This is a genomic window from Vibrio sp. 99K-1, assembly GCF_013114585.1.
Lineage (GTDB): Bacteria > Pseudomonadota > Gammaproteobacteria > Enterobacterales > Vibrionaceae > Vibrio > Vibrio chagasii_B.
In genome coordinates, this window is the sequence record NZ_VTXF01000003.1 from 21,111 (window position 1) to 46,125 (window position 25,015).

At 44.2% G+C, this 25,015-nt stretch carries 20 protein-coding genes; all 20 read left to right on the top strand.

The window, feature by feature from the left end; genetic code table 11:
- Positions 1–5 precede the first annotated feature (5 nt).
- The gene (gene mshL / locus F0228_RS03160) at positions 6–1,664 is read left to right on the top strand and encodes a pilus (MSHA type) biogenesis protein MshL (protein WP_019826975.1); all 1,659 of its coding nucleotides are present in this window, start codon (positions 6–8) and stop codon (positions 1,662–1,664) included.
- 47 nt (positions 1,665–1,711) lie between these two features.
- Positions 1,712–2,551 carry an AAA family ATPase gene (locus F0228_RS03165; protein ID WP_171761891.1) on the top strand — a complete coding sequence of 280 codons (840 nt, stop codon included), beginning with the start codon at positions 1,712–1,714 and terminating at the stop codon, positions 2,549–2,551.
- Between the two features lie 2 nt (positions 2,552–2,553).
- Positions 2,554–3,699, top strand: a complete 1,146-nt coding sequence (locus F0228_RS03170) for an MSHA biogenesis protein MshN (RefSeq protein WP_171761892.1) — start codon at positions 2,554–2,556, stop codon at positions 3,697–3,699.
- Positions 3,689–5,413: a GspE/PulE family protein gene (locus F0228_RS03175; protein ID WP_105059038.1), complete on the top strand. Its 1,725-nt coding sequence runs from the start codon at positions 3,689–3,691 to the stop codon at positions 5,411–5,413. The genes F0228_RS03170 and F0228_RS03175 overlap by 11 nt, the downstream gene beginning before the upstream one ends.
- A gap of 12 nt (positions 5,414–5,425) precedes the next feature.
- Positions 5,426–6,649: a type II secretion system F family protein gene (locus F0228_RS03180; RefSeq protein WP_061033517.1), complete on the top strand. Its 1,224-nt coding sequence runs from the start codon at positions 5,426–5,428 to the stop codon at positions 6,647–6,649.
- 3 nt (positions 6,650–6,652) lie between these two features.
- Complete coding sequence (locus F0228_RS03185; RefSeq protein ID WP_171761893.1) at positions 6,653–7,108, top strand: MSHA biogenesis protein MshF; 456 nt, start codon at positions 6,653–6,655, stop codon at positions 7,106–7,108.
- A 79-nt stretch (positions 7,109–7,187) separates the two neighbouring features.
- Positions 7,188–7,763, top strand: coding sequence for a prepilin-type N-terminal cleavage/methylation domain-containing protein (locus F0228_RS03190; protein WP_019826964.1), 576 nt, complete (start codon positions 7,188–7,190; stop codon positions 7,761–7,763).
- Positions 7,764–7,798: 35 nt separating this feature from the next.
- The gene (locus tag F0228_RS03195) at positions 7,799–8,263 is read left to right on the top strand and encodes a prepilin-type N-terminal cleavage/methylation domain-containing protein (RefSeq protein WP_171366951.1); all 465 of its coding nucleotides are present in this window, start codon (positions 7,799–7,801) and stop codon (positions 8,261–8,263) included.
- Between the two features lie 142 nt (positions 8,264–8,405).
- Positions 8,406–8,897 (top strand): prepilin-type N-terminal cleavage/methylation domain-containing protein, encoded by a 492-nt coding sequence (locus F0228_RS03200; RefSeq protein ID WP_171761917.1) that lies wholly within the window; start codon positions 8,406–8,408, stop codon positions 8,895–8,897.
- Positions 8,894–9,463, top strand: coding sequence for a type II secretion system protein (locus F0228_RS03205; protein WP_171761894.1), 570 nt, complete (start codon positions 8,894–8,896; stop codon positions 9,461–9,463). The genes F0228_RS03200 and F0228_RS03205 overlap by 4 nt, the downstream gene beginning before the upstream one ends.
- A complete protein-coding gene (locus tag F0228_RS03210; protein ID WP_061033522.1) occupies positions 9,463–10,203 on the top strand; it encodes a prepilin-type N-terminal cleavage/methylation domain-containing protein in 741 nt (246 codons plus the stop codon). Before F0228_RS03205 ends, F0228_RS03210 begins: the two co-directional genes overlap by 1 nt.
- On the top strand, positions 10,193–10,621 hold the full coding sequence (locus tag F0228_RS03215) for an MSHA biogenesis protein MshP (RefSeq protein ID WP_105059035.1): 429 nt from the start codon (positions 10,193–10,195) through the stop codon (positions 10,619–10,621). Before F0228_RS03210 ends, F0228_RS03215 begins: the two co-directional genes overlap by 11 nt.
- 211 nt (positions 10,622–10,832) lie before the next feature.
- Positions 10,833–15,488 carry a DUF6701 domain-containing protein gene (locus F0228_RS03220; protein ID WP_171761918.1) on the top strand — a complete coding sequence of 1,552 codons (4,656 nt, stop codon included), beginning with the start codon at positions 10,833–10,835 and terminating at the stop codon, positions 15,486–15,488.
- 150 nt (positions 15,489–15,638) lie between these two features.
- The gene (locus tag F0228_RS03225; RefSeq protein WP_004740843.1) at positions 15,639–16,682 is read left to right on the top strand and encodes a rod shape-determining protein; all 1,044 of its coding nucleotides are present in this window, start codon (positions 15,639–15,641) and stop codon (positions 16,680–16,682) included.
- Positions 16,683–16,776: 94 nt separating this feature from the next.
- Entirely contained in the window at positions 16,777–17,664 is an 888-nt protein-coding gene (gene mreC / locus F0228_RS03230) for a rod shape-determining protein MreC (RefSeq protein ID WP_008220573.1), read from the top strand.
- Positions 17,654–18,142: a rod shape-determining protein MreD gene (gene mreD / locus F0228_RS03235; RefSeq protein ID WP_019826951.1), complete on the top strand. Its 489-nt coding sequence runs from the start codon at positions 17,654–17,656 to the stop codon at positions 18,140–18,142. The genes mreC and mreD overlap by 11 nt, the downstream gene beginning before the upstream one ends.
- 7 nt (positions 18,143–18,149) lie before the next feature.
- Complete coding sequence (locus tag F0228_RS03240) at positions 18,150–18,752, top strand: Maf family protein (protein WP_061033575.1); 603 nt, start codon at positions 18,150–18,152, stop codon at positions 18,750–18,752.
- A 20-nt stretch (positions 18,753–18,772) separates the two neighbouring features.
- Positions 18,773–20,242, top strand: a complete 1,470-nt coding sequence (rng, locus tag F0228_RS03245) for a ribonuclease G (protein ID WP_004740839.1) — start codon at positions 18,773–18,775, stop codon at positions 20,240–20,242.
- A 10-nt stretch (positions 20,243–20,252) separates the two neighbouring features.
- The gene (locus tag F0228_RS03250) at positions 20,253–24,125 is read left to right on the top strand and encodes a YhdP family protein (protein WP_171761895.1); all 3,873 of its coding nucleotides are present in this window, start codon (positions 20,253–20,255) and stop codon (positions 24,123–24,125) included.
- Between the two features lie 65 nt (positions 24,126–24,190).
- Entirely contained in the window at positions 24,191–25,003 is an 813-nt protein-coding gene (locus tag F0228_RS03255) for a carbon-nitrogen hydrolase family protein (RefSeq protein ID WP_019826945.1), read from the top strand.
- Positions 25,004–25,015 lie beyond the last annotated feature (12 nt).

The window sequence follows — 25,015 nt, forward strand, 5'->3', positions numbered from 1 at the left end:
AAGACATGCGTAAACTTGTAGTAGCAATCCTAGTGTCATCTTTGGTCGGCTGTTCGATGGGGCATCGTGATCCCGTTGAGATAAAAGAGTCTTTAAACGAATCTATTAATGAAGCGAACAGCAAGGCGCTTCACGACCTGCCTTCGTCTGTACAAGATGATCTTATGCCTCAGCTTAATTCCGATGCCATGTCTCCGGGAATGGAGACCGTGAAGCGTTTTCGTATTCAAGCAAAAGGTGTCGAAGCGAGAACCTTCTTTGCCAGTTTAGTGAAAGGTACAGAGTACAGCGCAGCGATTCATCCAAGTGTTTCTGGAAAGCTTACGTTGAACCTAACGGATGTGACGCTAGATGAAGTGCTGGCTGTGGCTCAGGATATGTATGGCTACGATATTGAAAAGCGTGGCAAAGTGATTCAAGTTTACCCTGCGGGCCTTCGCACTGTGACAATCCCTGTCGACTACTTACAGGTTAAACGTGCTGGTCGCTCATTGACTACGATAACGACGGGTACGATCTCTAACTCAGACAACAGTTCATCGAGCTCTTCAAGTTCTGACTCAAATTCATCGAACTCTTCAAATAATTCAAACTCTACCTCGAACGGCGGTACTGAGATTGAGACCACTTCTGAAAGTGATTTCTGGCCACAACTTGAGGCTGCGGTCGCACACCTAATTGGTTCTGGGAATGGGCAAAGTGTTGTCGTGACACCTCAAGCGAGTGTGATTACGGTTCGTGCATTCCCTGATGAAATTCGTGAGGTTCGCGAGTTCTTAGGTGTTTCCCAACAGCGCTTGCAACGCCAAGTTATCCTTGAAGCCAAAATCATGGAAGTGACGTTGAGCGATGGTTACCAGCAGGGCATTAACTGGACGAAAATGTTCTCGTCAAACGGAACTAATTACACTGTTGGCATGGGTTCTATAGTCAAAGATGCGACAGGAGCTATTATTCCGGGCACATTACCTGGGATGGACCCTATAGGTGCAGCACTTGGTGGTCAATCCAATATTGTTGTATCGGGGAGCAGCTTCGAGGCGGTATTGAGCTTTATGGATACTCAAGGCGACCTCAATGTGCTTTCTAGCCCAAGAGTCACAGCTGCAAATAACCAAAAAGCGGTGATCAAAGTCGGCACAGACGAGTATTACGTCACAGATTTATCAAGTGCGGTTGGCAGTGGTGATAATGCCAACGTAGCACCTGAAGTGGAATTAACGCCGTTTTTCTCTGGTATCTCATTAGATGTGACCCCTCAAATTGATGATAAAGGCAGCGTATTCTTGCATGTCCACCCTGCGGTTATCGAAGTCGAAGAAGAAGTTAAAGAACTCAACCTTGGCTCAACAACGGGTGTCGTACAGCTTCCTTTAGCGAAAAGCTCTATTCGTGAGTCTGATTCAGTGATTCGTGCACAAGATGGTGATGTGGTTGTTATTGGTGGCCTGATGAAATCAAATACCAGTGACGTGACTTCTAAGGTTCCATTCTTAGGCGACATTCCGGCTTTGGGTCACTTGTTCCGCAACACCAATCAGTTGACGCAAAAGACCGAGCTCGTGATTTTGCTTAAACCGACGGTTGTGGGTGTGAATACTTGGCAAACTGAGCTTGAACGTTCTCGTGATCTGCTTCAGCAATGGTTCCCTGATGAAGAGTAAATGCTTACTTTCTGAATTGGCAGCGCTTCACTAAGCCGGGTGAACCTATGTATCAAGCTCATTTTGGTTTTGAACAGCTGCCATTTACTTTAACGCCGAATACCGATTTTTTTTACGGATTAGCCCCGCATTTTGAGGCGATTCAAACGGTCATTTCGGCGTTAGAGATGGGAGAGGGCGTCATCAAGGTGACTGGAGAAGTAGGCACCGGTAAGACTATGGTTTGTCGGATGTTGGTCAATCACCTAAAAAACTGTACTGCATTAATTTACTTGCCAAACCCAGTGTTGTCCGGAGCTGACTTACGTCATGCTGTCGCCAAAGAGCTTGATTTAAAGGTTGAGAACGAAGCCTCGCTGGTGGATAACATTCAACATAAGTTGATTGAACTGCATAATTCAGGCTTAAGAGTGGTTGCGATTATTGATGAGGCACAAGCTCTCTCTGACGAAGCACTAGAGACATTGAGACTGTTCGGCAATCTGGAAACTGAAGACAAGAAATTACTTCAGATAGTGTTACTTGGACAGCCAGAACTAGACGCTCGTTTAGAGGCTTATCATCTAAGACAATTTCGTCAAAGAATCACTTTTAGTTCGACATTAAGGGCGCTAACTCTTGATGAGACGGTGGCTTATATTGATAACCGAATTGCTAAATCTGGTGGCAACCCAGAACTGTTCAGTTTGAATCAAAAAAAGGCGATCTGTCGTTCTTCACTAGGTATCCCAAGGCTGATAAATCAGCTATGCCACAAGGCTTTACTGTTGTCGTTCAGTGAAAGCAAAAAAAGTATCGATAACCAACATCTGTTTTCTGCGATGCATGAAACTTACGATGTGTGTAAGCCCAAATTTAAAACGCCAATACTGTGGGGTTGGAATTAATTATGAGCGTCATTAATAACGCCTTGTCTGAATTGGCAAAGAAAAAATCAGCGACAGCAATAGAAGCTGCGGTCGTGCCTAAGGTAAAAACGCGCTCACCATTTGTGTGGGTAGCTGCAGGTTTTACTCTGAGCTTGGCCATGGGCGGTTGGGCGATATCACAGGGCCCAACGGTAGATAACTCAATATCGACTCAAGATAGGCAGGTTCAGGTTTCTGTTGTAGATAGCTCGGCAGAAGTACCTGCAATTGTTACTCAAGCTCCGTCATCGCCAACTAAGAAGTTAGTGACGGTCGATGCTTCCTATCTAACTCAAGTAACCCCAGAAAAAAGCTCTCGAAATCAGGCGCTAGTTGTGGATTCAGCGGTTAAAACGCCACAAATAACAAAACCTCAGGTACAAGCGAAACCGACAGCAACAACAAAAGTAAATACGACACAAGTTCCTGAGCCGACCTTGATTGCGAGTGTTGCGAAGAGCAGCCCAGCTTCTATTTCTAATGAGCCAAAAGACTCAGAAAATAGTGGAATACTGATTGAACAAGTAGAACTGACCCCAGAGCAACTTTCTGTAAATGCTCAAGGGCGAGCTCAGAAGGCGCTAGATGCAAATGATCTTACTGGTGCATTGAAGGGGTACAACGAAGCACTTCGTTATACGCCAAGAAATGAGGATGTTCGTCAAAAGCTCGCTATTCTCTATTTCGGCAAGGGTGATACTCGTAAAGCTTACGAGCTTTTTCAGTCGGGTATTAAGCTCAACATCAATAGTGAAAAGCTACGTTTGGGTTTATCAAAACTGTTGGTAAAAGCGGACCAAGCAGAAGCAGCGTTAAGCCCTTTGGTACATATGCCTCCGCATCCAACTCAAGAATATCTAGCAATGCGTGCTGCGCTGAGCCAAAAGTCACAGCAAGAAGAGATTGCACTGGAGAGTTACCAAAAGCTGGTCGAGATTGATTCTGAGAATGCTCGCTGGTGGCTAGGTTTAGCGATACAGCAGGAGCGACAATTAGACTTTGCTGCTGCAAAGCAATCATACCAAGCTGCGTTAACCCGAGTCGGTATCTCATCTCAATCACAAAGCTTTGTGCGTGACCGATTGAAAATAATCAGTGCTTTAGAGGAGAGCAGCAATGCAAATTAGATTAAGAAAAAGGCTTGGTGATTTGCTTGTTGAAGAAGGCATCATCACTGAGGCTCAAGTTGAACAAGCGCTTGCCTCTCAAAAGAGTACTGGTCGTAAGCTTGGTGATGCTCTGATCGAACTTGGCTTCTTGTCTGAGCAGCAAATGCTAAGCTTTTTGTCACAACAGCTTGCTATTCCTCTGATCGATCTCAGTCGAGCGAACGTTGATGTTGAAGCGGTTCAGCTTTTACCTGAAGTGCATGCCCGCCGTCTTCGTGCATTGGTTATTGGTCGTCAAGGTGACACGCTGCGCGTGGCGATGAGTGATCCTGCGGATCTGTTTGCTCAGGAATCACTGCTTGGTCAATTGGGTGATTACGCACTTGAATTTGTTGTGGCGCCAGAAAGGCAACTGGTCGATGGGTTTGATCGCTACTACCGTAGAACCAAAGAGATCGCCTCATTCGCTGAGCAGCTTCATGCAGAGCACCAAGTTAATGAAGCTTTCGATTTTGATATCGCAGAAGAAGACAGTGATGAAGTGACAGTGGTTAAACTGATCAACTCGCTGTTTGAAGATGCTATTCAAGTGGGTGCTTCTGATATCCATATTGAACCTGATTCTAATGTGTTGCGTCTTCGTCAGCGTATTGATGGCGTCTTACACGAAACTCTCCTTAACGAAGTGAATATCGCTTCTGCGTTGGTATTACGTTTAAAGCTGATGGCAAACCTCGATATCTCAGAGAAGCGCCTTCCTCAAGATGGTCGTTTCAATATTCGAGCGAAAGGTCAATCTGTCGATATTCGTATGTCGACGATGCCTGTGCAGCACGGTGAGTCAGTGGTTATGCGTCTGCTGAACCAATCTGCCGGCTTACGAAAACTGGAAGCGTCGGGCATCCCGAGTGATTTACTGGTTCGTCTTCGTAAACAGTTGCGTCGCCCTCACGGAATGATTCTAGTCACTGGTCCTACGGGCTCGGGTAAAACAACCACCCTTTATGGTGCGCTAAGTGAGTTGAATGAACCGGGTAAAAAAATTATTACTGCGGAAGACCCGGTGGAATACCGCCTGCCTAGAATCAACCAAGTGCAGGTTAATCCTAAAATCAATCTCGACTTCTCTACGATCTTAAGAACCTTTTTACGTCAGGATCCCGATATCATTCTTATTGGTGAGATGCGTGACCATGAGACGGTCGAGATTGGTTTGAGAGCTGCACTTACCGGTCACTTAGTGCTAAGTACACTTCACACCAACGATGCGGTAGACAGTGCACTGCGTATGATGGATATGGGCGCACCAGGTTATTTGGTAGCTAGTGCAGTTCGTGCGGTAGTGGCGCAGCGATTGGTTCGTAAAGTTTGTACCGACTGTAAAGTTGATGACGAGCTGGACGAGGCGCGCAAACAGTGGCTGAGCGTTCGTTTCCCTAACCAGGTCGATGTTCCTTTCATGAAAGGGCGAGGTTGTCAGAACTGTAACTTAACCGGGTATCGCGGGCGTATCGGTGTATTTGAGATGTTGGAGCTTGAGCACAATATGATGGATGCTTTAAGAGCTAACGATGCTGTGGGTTTTGCTCAAACCGCAAGACAGTCTGAAAACTACAAACCACTATTAGCCTCTGCGATGGAGTTGGCTTTGCAGGGCGTAGTGAGCCTCGACGAGATAATGAACCTCGGCGAAGGTGACGCATCAGGCTCAACTGACCCAATTTATCTGTAGGGGTAGAGTGATATGCCAACGTATCGTTATGTAGGTCGCAGCTCTGATGGCAGCCAAGTCAGTGGCCAATTAGACGCGAATAACGAAGATCTTGCCGCTGAAAGCTTGATGAGTAAGGGTATTATCCCAACCTCGATTAAGCTCGGGAAAAGTGGTGGTTCCGTATTAGATATGGACGTCTCTGCTCTATTCTCACCGAGTGTGCCACTTGAAGTCCTGGTGTTGTTCTGCCGCCAGTTATACAGCTTAACTAAAGCGGGGGTTCCGCTATTAAGGTCGATGAAAGGCCTGACCCAAAACTGCGAAAATAAGCAGTTGAAGGCTGCTCTTGAAGAGGTGGTCGCAGAGTTAACCAATGGTCGTGGACTGGCGGCTTCGATGCAGATGCACCCTAAAGTATTTAGCCCACTGTTTGTTTCTATGATCGGTGTTGGTGAAAATACAGGTCGTCTTGATCAGGCTTTGTTGCAATTAGCGGGTTACTACGAACAAGAAGTCGAGACTCGAAAGCGAATCAAGACCGCGATGCGCTATCCAACCTTCGTGATCAGCTTTATTTTGATCGCGATGTTCATACTTAACATCAAGGTTATTCCACAGTTCTCCAGCATGTTCGCTCGGTTTGGCGTCGATTTGCCACTGCCGACCCGTATCTTAATAGGCATGTCTGAGTTCTTTGTTAATTACTGGGGAATTATGCTCGGCGTGATTTTTGGTCTTATCTTTGCTTTTAAAGCCTGGGTTAAGACGGACAAAGGCCTAGAGAAGTGGGACAGGATTCGCTTAAAGATACCTGTCATCGGTGGGGTCGTGAACCGAGCATTACTGTCACGTTTTTCGCGTACCTTTGCTTTGATGCTGAAAGCGGGTGTGCCGCTGAACCAATCGTTAGCACTATCTGCTGAAGCCTTGGATAACCGCTTTTTAGAGCTGCGGGTACAAGCCATGAAGTCGGCTATCGAAGCGGGCAGTACGGTTTCTTCGACGGCGATTAACAGCGAAATTTTCACACCGCTGGTGATACAAATGATCTCGGTAGGTGAAGAGACGGGTCGTATCGATGAGCTATTACTCGAAGTGGCTGACTATTATGATCGAGAAGTCGATTATGATCTTAAAACCTTGACCGCAAGAATAGAACCGATCTTGTTGACCATAGTAGCAGGCATGGTGTTGATTCTTGCTCTCGGTATTTTCTTACCTATGTGGGGAATGCTGGATGCAATCAAAGGTTAAGGAATGCTAAATAACCTACAACGCTCACGTTTTGTGATTTGGACTGTGGTTATTCTTTTTCTAACTATAGGGCTACTTTCTGCATGGGAGTCAGTAGAAGAAGATGCGACCAATACGGCATTAATCGTGGCAAGTAAGCGTATCCTTGAACAAGCAAACCTGTTCAAACAGCAATATTTGCTTAAAGGTGCAGAACAAAAAAGCAACTCTGAATACCCAAAAAGCTTCAGCAGAACTGGGTGGATAATGCCCATTCAAGACTCGGAGGTTGACTGTAATTATTGGCTGGATGAATTGTATCCACCGAAGAGCATTCTAGGGCTAAACTCTCCAAGAGTTGAAGACCAAAGTGATAACAAACAGTTTTATTGTAGTTATCATTATGGTGATAAATATCAGATAGATATATTACTCAAGAGCGAAAGGTTTAGCGTGAAAGCCAATATTTTGGCTTTGTGAAAATATTGACAGTTTTAGTATGGTTTTATACGAGCGCGAATGTATAATGCGCGTTAATAATTAGATGAGTAGGTAGAAAATGCTTAAGAATCAAAAGGGTTTCTCCCTTGTCGAATTAGTGATAGTGATCGTAGTCGTTGGTTTATTGGCGGTCGCTGCGTTACCTCGTTTTCTCGACGTGACGGATGAAGCCAAGAAATCAAGCATTGAAGGTGTCGCTGGTGGCTTTGCAACGGCTGTTTTGTCGGCAAGAGCACAATGGGAAGCAGAAGCAAGGCCGTCAGAGAAGATAGGTGTTGAAACATACAATACTGTAAATTATGATGGTGTTGATTTTTGGTTAACAAGATCAAAGAACAGTAGCAATGTGGATACTGATTTTCGAGATGGTTATCCATGGACCCTGAACAACAATTCTGGCACTGCGCCACAAGATATTTCAGACCAAACATGTTCTGAGTTGATGGAAAACTTGCTGCAAAACCCACCGAAAGTGGGCCCTGTTGCAGATGTAGCGAACAACTCAAACTACAAGTATTCAGCGCAAGCAAATTCTGGTGATGCAACCTGTACCTACGTTCAATTAGAGGGTAGTACCGAGCATGAATTTGTTTACGAAATTAAAACTGGTCGTGTGACCGTAACTTTGCAGTAAGTCTGCGTAAAATTAAACATAGAGAGAGCTTAACTATGAAAAGACAAGGCGGTTTCACCCTAATCGAACTAGTGGTTGTAATTGTTATTCTAGGTATTCTTGCTGTAACTGCGGCACCACGTTTCCTAAACCTGCAAGATGATGCGAAGAATGCAACTCTTGAAGGTCTAGCTGGTGCTATTCAAGGTGCTTCGGGCATTATTTATGGAAAGTCTGCTATTGAAGGTGAAGAAGCACTGTCTTCGGCTCAAGTAACAACCACAAGTGGTAATGTTGATACGGTATTTGGTTACCCAGCAGCAACATCTACAGCTATTCAAACAATTGTTCAAGGTGTAGGTGCTGGTGAGGACTTTGAATTTATCAAAACAAGCGGCGCAACATCTGCATTGTTTGGTATTAACGGATACACTACTAACTGTGTTGTATACACTCAAGCAACAGCAGCTAATGTGGAAGCTACAGCTAACGTTGTAGAAGACGCAAACTGTGCACCGTAGGTTTTTAGTTTAGATTGAGGCCAGCACCTGCTGGCCTTTTTTCTATCTATAACACATAAATATTAAAACTATTCATATACATAAGATCGCAAACTTCGTTATCTTGTATAATTGGTATTCGCTAGGCAGTGAGAGGCTAATGATGGATAGCAGCCCCATATCTAAAGGCTTTACTCTGGTAGAGCTGATCATCGTTATTATTATTCTCGGTATTGTTTCCACTTTTGCCGCGAGTCGCTTCGTTGGTACTTCTAGCTTTTCTACTGTTTCTGCCCAAGAGCAAACCATCTCCGTCATTCGTCAAATTCAAGTTAATCGAATGCAATCAAACGTTTCTTCTGCCAATGATAGTTTCCGTCTTGCGATCAATAGTGACTGCTTAGGTTCGGTTTCGGCATGTAGTTTAAATTTATCGAATAGTGCTCAAAAATCACAAGCCGATGCTCGTAGTGATTATGTGCGTGAGTCAGATATTACATTTTCTCCTGCCAATACGATTATCGATTTTGATCTATTAGGGAACCCTTCAGTAAGCGCTGGCGTTAATATTACGATTAACTCAACCACTTCGAGCAATAGCGCCCAAGTCTGTATTAATTCTCAGGGCTATGTACGAGAGGGAACTTGCTTATGATTCGCTCACGTGGATTTACTCTGATTGAAAGTATTGTTGTGATTATCGTCCTAGGCATTGCGATGGTCACAATTACCAGCTTTTTAACACCACAAGTGGCAAGCTCAGCTGACCCACAGTATCAAAACCGTTCAGTCGCTTTAGGTCAGAGTTTGATGAATCAAATATTGGCACGTGGTTTTGACGAGCATAGTGATTTTGATGGCGGTCTTATACGTTGTGGTGATGCAGGTGCTACGTCTTGTTCTACTCCGAATGAACTTGGCGTTGATGGCTCAGAGGCAACGCCCGCAGCTTTTAACGATGTCGATGACTATATCGGTTGTTGGTACACAGATACCACGGAATCAGCTTGTGTCTCATCAATTAAGTATCCGCTAGCTAATATCCTAGATGAAAATATTGAAGGCAGTTATGCTAATTTCAGAGTCGAAGTATCGGTGTTTTATGATCAAAACATGGACGGAATTAATGATAATTCGATTGGCACGATGAAGCGTATTGAGATACAGATCTTTGGTGGTAACAATCGCTACAGCGTTATCGCTTACAAGGGGAACTACTAATGAAGCAACGTGGTTTCACCTTAATTGAGATGATTGTAACGATTGTCGTTGTTGGTGTGATTGGTTTAGCGATCGCAGGTTTTGTTGAGTACGGCATGAAAGGTTACGTCGACACAATTGATAGACAAAAGGTGCAAGTAAAAGGGCAGTTTGTTGTAGAGAAAATGTCGCGCGAGATAAGCCACGCAGTTCCTAACAGTTTTGATTCGAGCATTATGCCTGCTTCGGCTTTTGCTCAGAAATGTCTTACCTTTTACGCTATTAAATATTCTGGTTTCTACCACCTTGATGAAGCGACAGATAACTTGAACTTTATTATCGGGCAAAACTCTCCAATACTCGACGCTGACGATTTTTTAATTATTAACCCAACCAATTACTCGGAGCTAGGGGCTGGTTCGACTAAGCGGATTTCGGTCTCAGGGTTAGTTTCCACGGATAATGTCTTCACAGCTCCATCGGTTAGTCTTAGCAGCCAGTCTATTGCTCAGCGCCATTATATTTATGATGGGAGCGCCTCGGTGAGTTACTGCTTAGTGAGCGATACTATTCAGAACCAAGGGTTAATTCAACGTAACGGAATCACTGTGGCGGATAGCATAAATTATGCTGAAAGTAATTTTCGTTACGAAGAGCCAAGCTTGCAAAGAGGCGGTGTGATTCATATTGACCTTGTGCTTGAGCAAAATAGTGAAGTGAGCGTTTACCAACAAGATGTGCAGGTACTCAATGCGCCATAGAAAATCATCCCAACAAGGTAGTGTTTTGGTCGTCGCAGTATTTGTTATTGTGGTGATGGGCTTTCTTGCGACTTCTTTAGTGCAAGTACAATGGTCAAACCACGATACATTGACTCGCAAACAGCTTGGAACACAGGCTTGGTTATTAGCACATTCCGCTAATGAGTGGGCACTCACTCAAGTTTATCCATTAGCCGTTTCGCCTGCGGTCTCAACCAGTGTGAGCACTGTGTGTAGCAACTTAAACTCAAACCAAGTGAGTGGTGGGATGTCGACTATCTGTACCGTAGAGCAATTAACTTGTCGACAAATCGGTGTGCTAGATGGTGTTGGCTTTTTCAAAATTGAATCAACAGCAATCTGTGGTTCGGGTATAAACCAAGTACAGCGTATTCAAGAAGTTTGGGTGAGGGAATAGTGACATGAATAGTATAAATTTTCTAAGAACCCTTCCCCTACTTTTTTTATTTTCGTGCTGGTCTTTTGATTCTTATGCACAGACTAATTACAACTTAAATAACTGGAGGCACTTCGACTCCCTATGTTCTGGTAGTACAAGTGTTAGTGGTGGTAATTCCAAAACTTATTTCTGTAACGGAGTATTTGACGCGGATAACGCATATATAAAAATGAACAGTGGTTCAACATTGTGGGCTAGTGGTGGATTTAAACTGATTAACAGTGATTTCACACACAATAACAATAAAGTTTTCTTAGAAGGCGGCTCTAGCGGTGATAGTTATTTTGAAAACTCAGACTTACGTGCTGATATAGCTGTAAACAACAAGGTAACAACGAAAAACTCGATCATTAGAGGTTCAGTATCTAACGTTAGTAGCCACGAGATCGTTTTAGAGTCTGACTCATGGGTCTCTGGAAACGTTGATGGCGGTACTAAAATTACTATCTCTGATTCTCAAGTTAATGGCAGGGTTACTAATAGAACGAATAATGAGATAGAAATAAAGGATGAATCTGTTGTTTGGGGGAATGTCAATGCTGGATCCAAAATTACTGTTGATGATTCAACTATTAGTGGTGGTATATCGAATCGCACTTTAAATGAAATAGAAATAAAAAATGGTTCTATAGTGCAGGGAGATGTCGACGGAGGGACCAAAATTACCATTAATGATTCTGAAGTCGTAGGAGATGTATCTAATCGGAATAATAACGAGATAATAATTAGTGATGACTCTCGTATCAGTGGTAGTGTTGTTGCTGTTGGGCAGTTAAGTGTTTCGGATTCAGAGGTTTCGGGGAATATTGATAGTACTAATCATAATATTAACTTAGATGATGATGCTATTATTCTCGGAGATGCTACGGCTGCTAATAATAATTGGGCAACGATATACTTTAAAGATGATGATAGTGTGGTTCATGGAACTTGTTTATATAGAACAGATCCAGTAGACGCATGCTCTGGAATTCCCCCTATTAATCAAAACCCCCAATTCGAGTTTGGGACGTTAACTGATTCTGAATGTACAACAGCACAGAATGGTAAACGTACCTGTACGATTACTTTTGATAATACTTACGACTCGGCAAAACCCAAGCCATTGGTTTTCGTGATGCCTACAATCGATGCAAATTTGTCGAAGTTATCTCTTAACCAAACCGAATTACCTTCAACAGCCTCCGTTACGGATACAACAAGATTAACCGCAACCATTGTCCAAGAGGTTGCTCCTCATCGAAATGCTGCTAATAACGTTAATTTTGTGCGTAATGCTCAAATGCACAATATCGATTATTTCGTTATTGAGCCTGGTGTTATTACCTTGGGCAGCAAAGCTAAGATTGTGGCGGGAACAATTGAAACCAAGGTGGCAGCCTCACATATTCAAAGTGAACGAAATAACAAAGTTACAATTAACTACCAGGATTATGGCTTACCTTCTAACTTCTCTAATACCCCTGGTGTCCTTGTCCAACCTCAAACTAAAAGAAACAGTTCTAAATGGTTTACGGGTATGGCGCGAGAAGTCCGAAAAGACAAGTTCTTTCTATCATTAGAAAAGTCTGAGGTGACGAGTAACAATTACCTGTCCCAGAGAGAGACTGTGGGTTTCGTAGCAGGTGAAGGCAACGGCTTTATTCAAGGTGCACGCTTTTGGCTTGGTGATGGGCAAACCTTAAAAACAACTGAATTAAACGAGAAAGTTATCTCTCCGATAGAGCAAGGGTGCTTGGAGTCAACGGATATTTCGTTTGCAGGGTTTGATGCTCCTCCTATTTTAGTTGCCAATAAAAATTCTCGCGACGGAAGCAATGGTGGTTGGCTGCGTCGCTGTGATGTGACTAAGAATAAAGTTTATTTTGTCGTTGAAGAAGACATGGATAAAGATAAAGAGCGTGGTCACGTTAAAGAGGATGTGGGCTTCTTTATGTTTGATAGACCTAATGATATAGGCATTTGTGAAGGCTTTAATAATAAAAGTCCAGTACAAACCTGGAAAGGTTCAAATGGTAGTTTGGAAATTAATGGATCTCCTAAAATTGTCGGTGCATTGAGGGATGGTGGAAATCGTTATGTCGGCTTTTTAGACTCAAAAACGAATGATAGAACACTTGCTGCTTGTGAAGGCCAGCAATGTTTTGGCTTAGATGATTTACTTATTGATAAAGAAGCATTAGAAGATGTACCAGATAATTTAGGCAATTCGTTAGATATCCCTTATACCCACAATGTCACTTCCTTACCTATCACTGTTGGTGGTGTGAAGATCTACGAATATGACAGTATCTCAATTGGTACTGGTGCTGTGGTCGAAATAGAGTCTGGTAAGTATAAGATTGGCTCGCTCAATATCAATGGCACGGGGGAATTACGCGTCAAGAGTGGCGATACGGTGACCGTTTTCACTAAAAACTTATCAGTAAATAATGATGGTTATGTGGGAGTCCCAATCATTCGTTGGAATGGTGATAAGCCAGTTCTTGTGGGAGACACTCATTTTAGGGTGAACGTATTAACAAGTGGCAGTCCATTTGTAAGCCTAAATGGAAATGGAACCTTTGTAGGTTTACTTTACAGTGAACAAAACGTGGATATGAGTGGAAATGCTAGGGTGTATGGTGCAGTCTCTGCCAAATCTGTGAATATGTCATCAAACGCTTTAATTCATGCTGAGACCAGTTGTATCGTACCAGTTGATGACTATGAAATAGATATTTCTCCTGCTACCGATTTAGCTTTGATGTGTGGTGATGACTCTCCTCAATTTACCATTAATACCTCTAATAACGGTGTGGCGGAAAGTCTAGGCGTTACTGTAGGTATTACGCCAAACGCTAATGAATTCGACGTTTCGGTGCTAAAAGGTTCTGGCACTTATCCTAATTATGTTTCAAATGACGATGGCCAATTAACCTTAAAAGTTGTCGCTAACAATACTGCTAATATTGATTTTGATACCGGATATAAGTTAACGGCGATATTGGTCGACGATTCAGGAAAAGAAGTTGAAAGCCAATTCAAATTCGTGCCGTTTAAGTTCTCTTTAATGGATGGAGATAATCCGACAAATCGTTTGGATGTTATTGCAGGACAGGCTACGCCAACAGTAACTAAAGTTCTAGCATGTGATTCTGGCGACTCAATTGTTGTTGCTGAAAACTATACCGGCGAAGCTGGGGATGAAGTTACCATTGCTCACGAACTTGATAGTTCTTGGAGTGGCTCTGATGGCTCGCTGACTTACTTACCTGAGTTCAAAGAAGGCAGCGCAACTACTGATTTAACGATCTCTGAATCAGGGCTCTTCAACGTAACTTTAAAAGACAGTAGCTTTGATTGTACAGGCTTCGCTGGTTGCCCTGAAGATGGGAGCTACGATGTGGAGGGGAGCTTTGCTATCTATTCTCGCCCGTGGAAATTTGCGATTTGCACGAATAAGGGATCGGATGGAAACAGCAAAGATAAAGACTCAGACAGTTTCACTGGCGCTAGAGAGGCATTCGATGTTTATGCTCGTCCGATAAAGTATACCGATTCATCTGATGTTTGTTCTGATGATGGATTGTTGACGAATAATTACTTTGAATCGACGGCAAGCGTGAAAGTTACAACAACTCTAGATACCCCTTCAGCTACGGATTATCCTGATGCAGAACTGGGTGAGCTAACCCCTGAAGCGCGATTAACTAAACAGATTTCACCGAATGACCGCAGCAACAAAGGCTATAAATTTGATGGTCTGAGATATTCAGAAGTAGGTAGTTTTAACTTTATTGCAACTGAAACCGGGAGCTTTTACAGCTCCATTTTAGGTGGCTTTAAGGGAAGTAAATCAATTGGCCGCTTTTATCCGAAATATTTCCTGCAAGAGAATCCTGAATGGAATGTCGCGAATCAAAACGACATTGCTTATTTGAGTCAACCTTACGACTCAACTGTTCATCAAGTGTACCCAATGGCATCAGGTGAAAGCGGTGTCGGCAACGCGCTTAACAATTATCGTTTCTTCCATTCAGACTTACAGGCGAAATTTGGTGTTCTAGATGACACTGCTATCGATAATGAGTTCTTACTGGATACAGGGGCAGGCACTTGGTCTACTGATCGCAAGCATTGGTTGTTGAACGATGGTGCAGCTGTTCTTAAGCGAGTCACCGATTCTGATGGGGTTAGCCGCAAGGATAATCCTTTTAATACATCGGATGCTAATTCTACAGTTACCCATTTCGGCTTAACGATAGACGGCGTTGATCCTGTGTCATTTACTGATTCTGATACTTTGACAGACTCTGCAGAGTTTCTGGTTCAACCTCCTGCTCGATATGGTCGAATGGCACTGGATGATATTGGTGGTAATTCCGGTACTACTCTAACTATTCCATTGCGAGCTGAATTCTGGGATGGCAGTGAATTTGTCGTCAACGATGATGACAATCGCAGTACTTTTGATGGTTCAAAAGCTTGTAAACAAGTGATTTGGCACAGTGACGGGGCGATAACCACGTTAGCTTCGCTTAACGGCAGTGGCAGCGTAGATGATGGTGAGGAAGAGGTCACCGCGAATCAAAATACGCCTGCAGGTACAGGTACGCCGCGTGAGCAAGTCCGTCTATGGTTAAGAATGGGTGATTCGAAACCAAGCAAGAAGACGGGCGAAAATGACATATCATGTTCGACAGATTACGAAGATCAACCTTGGTTGCAATACAATTGGCGCCAACTAGGCGATGAAGATCCCTCCACCGTCGTCACATTTGGCATCTACCGTGGTAACGATCGCGTTATTTACCGAGGTGAAAGCGGCTTAACAGGTCAGTAATAATATAATTTTTGATGGTTAAGTTAGGAATCTGTAAGAAATTGCGGATTTCAGTCCATGTTTATACTTCAATGCCTTGCCGTGACAGCAAGGCATTGGTACATTTAGTGCAATTTTTGTCTTCTAATTCTTGCAGGATGAGCGAAGAATATGTTTAAAAAACTTCGTGGCATGTTTTCAAACGACCTATCGATTGACTTAGGTACTGCCAATACCCTTATATATGTAAAAGGCCAAGGCATTGTTCTTGATGAGCCTTCAGTTGTAGCTATTCGCCAAGATCGTGTGGGTTCTGCAAAAAGTGTCGCTGCTGTGGGCCACGCTGCTAAGCAAATGCTTGGTCGTACGCCTGGTAACATTTCAGCGATCCGTCCAATGAAAGATGGCGTAATTGCTGATTTCTACGTAACGGAAAAAATGCTTCAGCACTTCATTAAACAAGTACATGACAACAGTGTGCTTAAACCAAGCCCTCGCGTTTTGGTTTGTGTACCTTGTGGTTCAACGCAAGTTGAGCGTCGTGCTATCCGTGAATCTGCGCTAGGTGCTGGTGCTCGTGAAGTTTACTTAATCGATGAGCCAATGGCTGCAGCGATTGGTGCTGGCCTACGCGTATCAGAACCAACGGGTTCAATGGTTGTTGATATCGGTGGTGGTACTACTGAAGTTGCGGTTATCTCTCTAAACGGTGTGGTTTACTCATCTTCTGTTCGTATCGGTGGTGACCGTTTTGATGAAGCTATCATCAACTACGTTCGTCGTAACTACGGCAGCTTGATCGGTGAAGCGACGGCAGAGAAGATTAAACACGAAATCGGTTCAGCTTACCCTGGCGATGAAGTAGAAGAGATCGAAGTACGTGGCCGTAACCTTGCTGAAGGTGTGCCTCGTAGCTTTAGCCTAAATTCAAATGAGATCCTTGAAGCACTTCAAGAACCTCTATCTGGCATCGTATCGGCAGTGATGGTTGCACTTGAACAGTGTCCACCAGAGCTTGCTTCTGACATCTCAGAAAACGGTATGGTACTAACAGGTGGTGGTGCACTGCTTAAAGACCTTGATCGTCTGCTAACAGAAGAGACAGGTATCCCTGTTGTTGTTGCAGAAGAGCCACTAACGTGTGTTGCTCTAGGTGGCGGTAAAGCCCTAGAGATGATCGACATGCACGGCGGCGATCTGTTCAGCGAAGAATAATATCTAGTGTTAGGCTCTTTTATTATCTAGTTTTATGTAAAGAGCCTAGGACCTTGTCTATAGGATCAAATGTAGCTCTAGGATCAAATATAGAATGAAGCCAATTTTTGGTAGAGGTCCCTCTCTACAATTGCGCCTGTTTTTTGCTGTAATTTTATCAGCCAGCCTTATGCTGGCTGATAGTCGTTTAGATGCTTTCTCAAATGTCCGCTATCTATTGAACAGCATGGTTGCCCCAATTCAATATGCAGCTAACCTACCTCGCACGATGTTTGACGGTGTATACGACCGTTTTAGCACTCGTAAAGGACTGATCGAATCAAACCATAATATGAAGCGAGAAGTCTTGCGACTGAAGAGTGAACTAATTCTGCTTGAGCAATATCAAGAAGAAAATAAGCGCCTTCGTAAGCTATTAGGCTCTCCGTTTATCCGTGATGAAAAGAAAGTCGTTACTGAAGTTATGGCCGTTGATACCTCTCCATACCGTCATCAAGTCGTGATCGATAAAGGTCAGATTGATGGGGTGTATGAAGGTCAGCCGGTGATCAACGAGAAAGGTATTGTTGGTCAAGTGACCTTTGTTGCGGCTCACAATAGTCGAGTCTTGCTACTGACGGATGCAAACAATGCGATTCCCGTCCAGGTTATCCGTAACGATATCCGTGTGATTGCTTCTGGCAATGGCATGATTGATGAAATCCAGCTAGAGCACATTCCAACCAGTACTGACATTCAGGAAGAAGACCTCTTGGTAACGTCAGGGCTTGGTGGTGTTTATCCAGAAGGTTACCCAGTCGCTTATGTCTCTAAGGTTGATTACGATCCGAAACGTGAGTTTGCGGTAATCAAAGCGGAACCTGTGGTTGAGTTTGATAAGCTTAGATATCTGCTGCTTGTGTGGCCTGACGAAAACAAACAGAAACAAACCGATCAATCCAACATAGAGCAAGCAATGTTAGAGGATGAAAATGGCCAATAGCGTTTTAAGAAGCAAGATAGTAATTGGCTGTTCATTATTGATCGCCCTTATTCTGCAAACCATTCCATGGCCAGGCAGTTTAGACTTGTTCAGACCGTCTTGGTTATTGCTGGTTACTTGTTACTGGGTTCTGGCTTTGCCGCATCGTGTTAACGTGGGCAGCGCTTTGATTCTTGGCCTATTGTGGGACCTTTTGATTGGTTCTACATTAGGTATTCGAGGCATGATGATGGCAATCGTGATGTACATTGTTGCGTTAAACTTCCTCGTAATTCGTAATATGGCGCTGTGGCAACAAGCCATGATCATTGCGGCGTTAACGGTATTGTTTGAGGTGCTGATATTCTTCGGTGAATATTTGATCCAAGATGTCGTTTTCAATCCATTATCGTTATGGAGTGCATTGATAAACTGTATACTTTGGCCTTGGATGTTCTTGTTAATGAGACGTGTGCGTCGCCATTGGCATGTGAGGTAACATGACAATGCAAAAGAAACATTTAGTTTTGGCATCCGGTTCGCCGCGCCGCAAAGAATTATTATCTCAACTCGGCTATGAGTTTTCTGTCTTAGTCACCGATGTTGAAGAGTGTAAACACACTCAAGAAACCGCCGAAGAGTACGTTAAGCGACTATCTTTAGATAAAGCCTTAGCCGCGTTGTCTTTATTGGCTGCGAAACCTTCTGAAGAGCAGCAGGGCGCTTCTGGTTCTGATACTGTAGTGCTTGGTTCTGATACGGTTGTCGTTAGCCAAGGGCAAGTGCTCGAGAAACCCGCGGATTTTTCTGACTCTAAGCGTATGCTGCTTCAGTTAGCTAATGGACGTCACCAAGTGATGACGGCTGTGTCAGTGGTTTCACAAGAAAAACAAAAAACAGAAATCGTTATTACCGACGTATGGTTTAAACCCCTCAGTGAAAAAGAAATAGAACAATACTGGCAAACAGGGGAGCCATGCGATAAAGCCGGTAGCTATGGGATCCAAGGTTTGGGGGGGCGCTTTGTCACCCGAATCGAAGGTAGTTATTACGCCGTTGTCGGCTTACCTTTATTTGAAACGGACCAGCTACTGCAAGAATTCTTATAATTACTAATCTGAGGTGCACCATGAGTGCTGAATTGTTGCTGAACGTGACCCCGAGTGAAACTCGCGTGGCCATGATTGAAGGGGGAACTCTTCAAGAGATCCATATCGAACGAGACGCTCGACGCGGAATCGTAGGAAATATCTATAAAGGTCGCGTTAGTCGTGTTCTTCCGGGAATGCAGGCTGCGTTTGTGGATATCGGTCTTGAGAAAGCAGCTTTTCTACACGCCTCTGATATTGTCCCACACACTGAATGTGTCGCTGAAAATGAAAAGAAGCAATTTCAGGTTCGCGATATTTCAGAGCTTGTTCGTCAAGGGCAAGACATTGTGGTTCAAGTCGTAAAAGACCCGCTTGGTACCAAGGGTGCCCGCCTAACCACTGATATCACTCTGCCATCTCGTTACCTCGTGTTTATGCCAGGGGCGAGTCACGTTGGTGTTTCTCAACGTATCGATAGCGAATCAGAGCGTAATCGTCTTAAGAAGGTCGTCTCTCATTACTGTGATGAGCATGGTGGCTTTATTATCCGTACTGCTGCAGAAGGCGCTGATTCAAACGAACTTGCACAAGACGCGGCATTCTTGAAGCGTCTATGGCTCAAAGTATTGGAACGCCGTGGCAAGCATAAAGCGCGCACTCGTTTGTACGGTGAGTTGTGTTTAAGTCAGCGTATCTTACGTGATTTCGTGGGAACGGAACTGAGCAAGATTCAGGTCGATTCTCGCCTTGAGTATGAAAACCTTAAAGAGTTTACTTCTGAATACGTGCCAGAGCTGACTGATAAGCTTGAGCTGTATGAAGGTGATAAGCCTATCTTTGATATGTACGATACTGAGAATGAAATTCAGCGCTCTCTGGATCGTAAAGTCGAGCTCAAGTCTGGTGGTTATCTGATCATCGACCAAACGGAAGCAATGACTACGGTTGATATCAACACCGGCGCGTTTGTTGGTCGTCGTAACCTAGAAGAGACGATTTTCAACACCAATGTAGAGGCGACACAAGCGATTGCTCGTCAACTGCGTTTACGTAACTTAGGTGGCATCATCATAATCGACTTTATCGATATGCTGTCTGAAGACCATCGTAAGCGAGTACTAACTTCCCTAGAAAGTGCGCTAGACAAAGATCGTGTAAAGACCAACATTAATGGCTTCACACAGCTTGGTTTAGTAGAGATGACGCGTAAGCGCACTCGTGAAAGTATTGAGCATATTCTGTGTTCGAGTTGTCCTGCTTGTGAAGGTCGTGGCAGCGTGAAGACAGTTGAAACCGTCTGTTATGAGATACTTCGAGAGATCACTCGTGTCAACCGTGCCTACGACGCTGACAAGTTTGTGGTTTATGCTGCAGCTGCGGTTGCTGAAGCGTTAGAGGGCGATGAGTCTCATGCGCTTGCTGAGCTTGAAGTGTTTATTGGTAAACAAGTTAAAATCCAGGCTGAGCCTCTGTACATACAAGAGCAGTTTGATGTTGTTATGATGTAATGGAAATTTTGTGAGCTCAAGCGTTACTCTGATTCTACGTGCATGCTTATGGTTAGTGGTTACTCTCTTAGTAACGCTAGCCATTGCTGTTACTACACTGCGTGTAGCCTTACCCAATTTAAATAAGTATCAATCTGAAATTGAGCTTTGGGTAAATCAACATTCTGGTTTTGAGTTTTCTAGTCAAGACGTGGGTGGTTTTTGGCGTAACACTCACCCCTCCATCGCGCTGCAAGGTGTAAAAGCTAGCCTTCCTAATGCAGAAGATGTGACTTTTTCTGTTGAGCGTGTCGAAGTCGAGTTTGACTTGATTCAATCGCTCGTTCAAATGCGTCCGGTTGTAGCTGATCTGGTTATGAACCAGATGTATCTTGATATCCGATCTATTGACCTATTTGCTGGGCAAAACGAGACAGATAAACCCAAAGATTCTGGCTCTTCTAAGCGAGTGATGAATGAGCTCGATAACCTGCTGCTGAAAACCTTGGTCGACGTCACCGCGAAAGATTCCACCATTTTGTATCGTGCTGTCTCTGATGAAGAGCGTCAGCTTGATATCGAAACCTTAAAGTGGCAGAACTCAGGTAAACACCACCTCGCAGAAGGCGTAGTGAGTATCAAAGACGCTAACCTCAACTCTTTGTCAGTAAGCGCTAACTTTATTGATGGCGGTTCACTGACAGATGTGACTGGTGAGTTTTATGTCAGCGCAGATAACATCTCGATTAAACCTTGGTTAACCCGTTACATGCAGGCTGAGTCTGGCATTGAAACGGGGACCGTGAGCCTAAATAGTTGGCTCACACTACGTAATAGTAAGCCTGTGAGCGCCTATGTCGAGGTGCTGCCTTCAGAATTGACCTGGAACGAAGATGGCAAGCATGACTTGATGCTTGAATCGGGCGTGTTTAAGTTGTCTCCAATCGATGATGGTTGGCAAGTAAATGGTCACTCACTTAACTTGAGAACCGATGATACGCCGTGGCCTGAACTTGATGTGGCATTTAAATGGCAACAAGGCCCTTGGCAGCTTAATGTATCTGAGCTTGATATTTCGACTATTACTCCGCTGATTAAGCTGCTACCAGACTCAGAAGAATCAACCAAGATGATAAATGTGCTGTCTCCAGGCGGCACGGTCTCTGATATTCGTCTATCGATGGAATCTGGTATCGAGAGCTTACGTTACTCGGCTAGCTTTTCTGATCTTGCGATTGAGCAATGGGATTTAGTGCCGGGCTTTAGCCAAGTTTCTGGTAGCGTGTTCGGCTCTATGACCGAAGCAAAAGCCAGCCTACATGTTATTGACGATGTATTCCCGTATGGCGATGTTTTCCAAGCGCCTTTAAACATCAAGCAAGGTCAAGTTGATATTGTATGGCAGCAAGACGAGAGCGGCTGGAAGCTTTGGTCTGATAAAGTCACGGCAGCCACGCCAGATTTACAAGTGTTAGGTGCGTTTCGATTAGATTTCCCTAAAGATGCGAGCCCTTACTTATCATTTTATGGTGAAGCAGACGCTTACAACGTTGGCGAAACATGGCGTTACCTACCGACCTTAGCGCTTGGGCAAGACCTGACTGATTACCTATCTACTGCTATTCAAGCGGGTAAGGCAGATACTGTAAAACTGTTGTGGCATGGTGAATTGGCTCAATACCCATACGCGAATCACGATGGTATTTTCCAAATCTGGGTTGGATTAGAAGACGCCAAGTTTAGTTTTGATACTGCGTGGCCGCTGATTACAGACCTGCAACTTGATCTATTGTTTGAGAATGATGCGATGCATCTCGATTCTCGCTCTGCACAATTAATGGATGTGACTGCTGATCGAATCACAGGTCGTATTCCTTATTTGGGTGAAGGCGGCCATATCGAGATAGAAGCAAAGGCCACCGCGTCAGGTAATGCGGTACGTGATTACATGACGGCTTCGCCACTGGTTGACTCCGTGGGTGCTGCGTTAACCGCACTGCAAGTTAGCGGTGATGTCTCTTCCGAATTCCAGCTTAATATCCCATTCGACTCTGATAAAGAAGCCAGAGCGTGGGGTTACGCTGACCTAAGCGGCAACCATGTTGAAATTGAAGCGCCACCAATGGTGTTAGAAAACACCACGGGTCGTATCGAGTTTGATAATGATGTTGTGACAGCGAATGGTTTAGCGGCAGACTTGCTTAAACAAGGCATCTCTATTGATTTTAAAGGGCAGAATGATGGCCCTGGCTATGCAGTTGATATTGACGTTCTGGGCGATTGGGATGTGAAACCCTTAGAGCCTTATATTGGAGAGCAATGGTTGAGTCGTCTATCTGGTCATGCACAATGGCAAAGTCAGATTGATATTCAACTCAATGATATCGGTTTTACTTACCAATTAGATTTACAGTCTGACCTAAAATATCTCGCGAGCGATTACCCATACCCACTGGCGAAAAAGTCATTAGAGAGTGGTTCAGCAAGGCTACAAGCATCGGGTAACCAAGAAGCGATTACTGCGCGTTTGCAGTTGCCGAATACCAAGTACCAAGCTGAAATTGATATCACGGGTGATGTGCCTGAGTTAACCGCGACCAACCTAGTATTAGGTCGAGGTGGCTACAAGATTAGCCCCGTGGTTGGCCACCATGCATTGATCCGTACCGATAAGTTTAATGCTGATGATTGGCTTTCGGTGATCATGGAGCCGGTACAGCCATCAACGGCTGTTCTAAGCCAAATGAACACACCAACGATTCCAGCGCCAAGTCGTGTGACTTTTGAAAGTAAAGAGCTGATTCTTGGTGGTATTGCTTGGAATGATGTTGATTTCAGTGCGCGCAAGAATAAACAAGCTTGGCAAATGGAAGTATCGAGCCAAGAGTTAGAAGGGGATATTAATTATCTGCCTCCTTATGATTTAACCGTGTCATTGGATCGTTTGCACCTGTTTGTTCCAGAATGGAGCGACAAATCAAAGCAGGAGCCATTGCTGCAACGCAAAGAGCAAGAAGCACCGCTGATCTCTGAATTGGATAGAAAGATCCATGATGTGATGCCAAATCTCAAGCTAACTCTCAACGACTTCTGGCTACAAGGCTATAAGGTTGGAAAGGTGGATGTTGAGTTAGCTAGAGAAGACAATCGCATTGCATGGAAGAAAATTCAGGTACGCAGCGGCGGTAATAAAGCGGATGTTAGTGGCTGGTGGGAATTGAATGGTGACCAGAGTCATTCATCGCTGAAAGTTGACGTTGAAGGTGAAAATAACAGTGAGTTGATGGAGCGCTTTGGTATCACCTCGGGGATTCAAAAAGCACCGTTTGAGCTAGAAGCTCAACTTGACTGGGACGGTTCACCTTGGGGTATCAAGATGGATACTCTGGATGGCGACGTAAAAACCAAGTTCGGTAAAGGTATTATCTCAGATGTGAGCGGGGCAGCTCGCTTGCTTGGTTTGTTCAGTTTAGATTCGATCATTCGTAAGATGCAGCTCGATTTCTCTGATGTGTTTGATAAAGGCATGGCATTTAACAGCATTACAGGCACGGGCAAGATGCAAAATGGTATCTTCCTGACCAACGATCTGAACATGGATGCCGTGGCGGGTGAGATGAAGATAAAAGGCATCGCTAACCTAAATACTCGTCAGGTAGATGCAGAAGTAAACTTTACGCCAGATATCACATCGGGTATTCCAGTGCTAACAGCGTTTGCGGTAACGCCTCAAACTGCGTTGTATGTATTGGCGGTAACCACGGTGATTTCACCGGTTGTTGAGGTCTTTACTCAGGTTAATTACTCGGTGAAAGGCCCTCTGGATTCACCAACGGTAAGTGAGCTTTCTCGTAGCTCTGGTGAGTTCCAACTTCCAGAAAATCTAAGAAAGTTGGCTGAGTAAAAGTAAGCCCTAATATACAGATAAATAGTGATTTCTGAATCATAATGAATGGAGAAGCAGTACACATGGATTGTGTTGGTTTGATTCAAATGACTTCGGGCCCTGACCCTGACAGTAACCTTGATTATCTCGCCAAAGAGGTAGCCAAGTGTAAGGCGTTAGGGGCTAAATGGGTCGTTTGCCCAGAGAATGCATTGGTATTCGGTAGCAAAGCGGATTATCACCAGTATGCCGAGCCATTGAATGGTGGTCCATTACAGAAAAAACTGGCTGAGTTAGCTAGGCTTCATCGTATTTGGATCATTGTGGGCAGTATGCCGATAAGTACAGCGAAGGGTGTCACCACAACGACTCTGGTGATTGATGACTTTGGCAGCTTAGTGGCTCACTATGACAAGCTACATATGTTCGATGTGGATGTCGCCGATGCCCACAAGTGCTATCGAGAGTCCGATATTTTCACACCGGGTGACCGAGTTGTGACAACGGAAACGCCTTTTGGTCACTTAGGGTTAAGTATTTGCTATGATGTGCGCTTTCCTCACTTGTATTCAGAGTTACGCCAGCAAGGCGCGCAGATCATCGTGGTACCAGCTGCGTTTACTGCGGTAACCGGTCAGGCGCACTGGGAAGCACTGTTAAGATGCCGGGCAATCGAAACACAGTCGTGGATTGTTGCGGTAGGGCAAGGTGGTAAGCACCCTTGCCAAAGAGAAACATGGGGACACTCTATGGTGGTTGATCCCTGGGGGAGAGTGGTCGCACAGTTAGACCAAGACCCTAAAAGTATGGTGGTCGAGATAGACACATCCAGTTGTGAATCCATTAGGCAAAATATGCCCATCACACAACATACTCGATTTACCAATCAATTTTAATTACAAACAAGA